2 protein-coding genes and 1 pseudogene are annotated in these 3,171 nt (G+C 73.9%); 1 reads left to right on the forward strand and 2 read right to left on the reverse strand.

Going from position 1 to position 3,171, the window contains the following annotated elements; translation table 11 throughout:
• Window positions 1–189 precede the first annotated feature (189 nt).
• Window positions 190–1,689: a 1,4-alpha-glucan branching protein domain-containing protein gene (locus ACFQ3T_RS29935; RefSeq protein WP_380728316.1), complete on the reverse strand. Its 1,500-nt coding sequence runs from the start codon at window positions 1,687–1,689 to the stop codon at window positions 190–192.
• A complete protein-coding gene (locus tag ACFQ3T_RS29940) occupies window positions 1,686–2,432 on the reverse strand; it encodes a class I SAM-dependent methyltransferase (protein ID WP_380728319.1) in 747 nt (248 codons plus the stop codon). The genes ACFQ3T_RS29935 and ACFQ3T_RS29940 overlap by 4 nt, the downstream gene beginning before the upstream one ends.
• Window positions 2,433–2,825: 393 nt before the next feature.
• Between ACFQ3T_RS29940 and ACFQ3T_RS29945 the strand changes: the two are divergent.
• A pseudogene (locus ACFQ3T_RS29945) lies at window positions 2,826–3,171 on the forward strand (M protein); the annotation flags it as partial.

Below are 3,171 nucleotides of genomic sequence, written 5' to 3' on the forward strand. Positions count from 1 at the left end.
CCCCCCCCCCCCCCCCGACGCGACCTCGCGTGGCGGTCCAGTTTGCGGGTAGTGGGCTGGTAGCGGCTAGAGGGCAGCGGTCGGGGAGCCGTGAGGGGCGCGAAGGAGAGCGGTCGGGAGCGGCGTGCGGCGCGAGGGTGCGGCGCGAGGGTGCGGCGGGGTCGCGGGGTGGGGAGGCACCGGGCGGCGTCACCTGGCCAGCCCTCGCGCGTCGAGGTGGCCGAACGGCCCGTCGACCCGGCGGAGCTCGGCCGCCCGGCCGTGCCCGCGCCCGACGCGCCGCAACGCGGCCAGCTCGGCGAACCGGTCCGCGTGCACCTTGGCCCGGTAGCGGGCGTAGTCGGCGGCGGAGTCCTTGGTGACCATGAACGCCCAGTCGCTCGACAGCGCCAGCAACGCCTCGCGCACGGCCTGGTCGGCGACGGGGTCGCGCACCGCGCCGGACAGGTCCAGCGCGAGCAGTTCCCGCTGCACGGCGGCGTTGCCCTGCACGATGTCGTCGACCTGCGGGCCGTTCCACACGTGCCAGTCCTTGCCCGCGCCCCACGACGACGGCGGCACGTCGACCGGCGCGCCCACGTGCCCGGCCTCGACGGCGCCGCGCAGCGTCGTCACCCGCACGCCCGCCTCAGGCAGCGCGCGGAGCACCGCCTCCAGCCACGCCGGGCCCTCGTGCCACCAGTGCCCGTACAGCTCGGTGTCGTACGCCGCCACGACCAGCGACGGCCGGCCGTGCTGCGCCTTCAGCGCCCGCAGCCGCCGCACCACCGTGTCCACGAAGTCCGCCGCGTGCCGCCGCACCGCCTCGGCCGCCAACTCCGGCTCGTACGGCCGCTTGTCGGACGGCTCGACGTTCTTCCCCGTCACCCGCGACGGCTTGAGCCCGCTGGCGTGGTCGTAGGTGTGGAAGTCCCGGTACGCCGGGTCGCCCGGGTAGCCGACCCTGGGCGACCACACCCGGTACGACACCTCCAGGTCGCGCCCGAAGCACACGACGTCGCTGGAGCCGACCGGGCGGCCGGCCGCGGTGTCGCCGCGCAGCGACGGGCCGTCCACCAGGAACCGCCGCACCCCGGCCCGCGCGTAGTCGTGCTCCATGCCCGGCGCGTACGCGCACTCGGGCGCCCAGATGCCCTCGGGCGTCGACCCGATCCGGTGCGCCGTGTCGGCCAGGCCGGTGCGCAGCGAGAACGCCCGCACCCGCGGGTCGAGCAGGGGCTGGAACGGGTGCGCGGCCGGCCCGCCCAGCAGCTCGATCGTCCGCGAGTCCACCAGGGGCCGCAGCACCGGCGAGAACCCGTGCCGCCACCGCGTCTCGAAGCGCTCCAGCGCCCACGCCGCGGCACGGTGCTCGCGGGCGGCGAGGTCCGGGAGTCGGGACGACGCGCTGTGCGCCCGCAGCTGCCAATTGCCGAGCCAGTCGTGCAGGCCGCGCAGGCTGTACGGGTCGTCCAGCTGCGCGGCCAGGACCGGCGTCACGCCGAGCGTCAGCACGTCCTCGCGGCCCTCGGCGGCGAACCGCTCCAGCAGGTCCACCACCGGCAGGTACGAGTGCGCCCACGCCTGGTACAGCCACTCCTCGCCGACCGGCCAGGCACCGTGGTGCGCAAGCCACGGCAGGTGGCTGTGCAGGACGAGGCAGAACGTCCCCTCGTCGCCCGCCGCCGGGCGGTTCGCCGCCGTCGTCACGCGCGCACCGCCACGGCGACCAGGTCGAGGCTCGCGTCCAGGTCCTCGGTGGTGATCTCGAAGTCCTCGCTGCGCACGGACGACACGGCGGCCAGCAGGTCCGCAGGCCACTCGCCGCCGTCCACCACCACGGCCACCTGCGCGTCGATGACCGACCCGCCGAACCGCTCGTCCAGCGCCCGCAGCGCCGGCCCGTGCCGCAGCCCGGCCAGCAGCTCGACCTCCAGCCCCGCGTCGACCAGCAGCCCGCGCAGCTCGGCGGGGGCCAGCTCACGGGTGTGGAACGGGTTGAGCGGGGTGTCGCGGCCGGGGGAGAACGTGATCCGGTTGGGCGTGGTGACCAGCAGCCGCCCGCCGGGGCGCAGCACGCGCGCGCACTCGGCCAGGAAGCCCTCCTGGTCCCACAGGTGCTCGATGACCTGCAGGTTGGCCACCACGTCCACGCTCGCGTCGCGCAGCGGCAGCGACGCCAGGTTGCCGCGCAGGACGGTCAGCTCCGGGTACGCCCGGCCGGCGTGCGCGGCGGTCGTCTCGTCGTAGTCGAGCGCGACGACCCGCGCGGCGTGCCCGGCGATCAGCGCGGCGCCGTAGCCCTCGCCGCACCCGGCCTCCAGCACGACCGCGCCGACGCAGTGCCGGACGAGGTCGAGGTACGCCGCCTCGTGGCGGCGGAACCAGTAGTTCTCCTCGGCGATCCCGGGCACGGTGCGCTCACCGGTGAGGGGCAGCGGCTCGACGGTCACCCGACCAGCCTAGTTCCCCGTTACTCGCGGGTAGCCATCGCCTGTCCGCCCGAACGTCACTGTTTCGTGTGAACTTATCGACATGGGGTGCTCCGAGTTTGTTGCTCTCGGCATTCTCACCATCCGTAGTGCATTCCTTCGGAATAACACTATCGAGTGACTCCGGCGGATCTGATCCCGATCTTCCACGATAGTGTTCCCGCAGTTCGGCGGGCGCATCGGCGGTCCCGGTCGCGGGTAGTCGAGGCTGGTCATCTGCCGGTCGAGTGCCTTACGCTCGGTACTCTCGGCCAATCTTCAACGAGTGGGGCCGCCATGGGTGCGAAAGAGTCGGAGATTGTTCCGCTGCACGCGGGTTTCGACGTCGTCTACCGAGGATTCCACCGCCGACAGGTGCTCGAGCACCTGGAGAACCTGGAAGAACAGCTCAAGTTCACGACCGTCGACCGCGCCGAGGCGCTGGCCCAGGCGGCAGACCTGCGCAAGCTGCTGGAGATGACCAGGCGCGACCTGGACGAGGCACGGGCCCGCATCGAGCGGTTGGAGATGTCGCCCGGCACGACGTCGGGCGCGACCGAGCGCCTGCACCGGATGCTCCTGCTCGCCGAGGAGGAGGCGAACGACCTGCGGTTGCGCGCGGACCGCGACGTCACCGCGCTGCGCGAGCGCACCGACGCGGAGCTGGCCGAGCAGCGCCGGCAGGCGGAGGAGGAGCTGGCGGCGGTGCGGGCGGCGTCCC

Source organism: Saccharothrix hoggarensis (assembly GCF_042678885.1).
In the GTDB taxonomy this organism is placed as follows: domain Bacteria; phylum Actinomycetota; class Actinomycetes; order Mycobacteriales; family Pseudonocardiaceae; genus Actinosynnema; species Actinosynnema hoggarensis.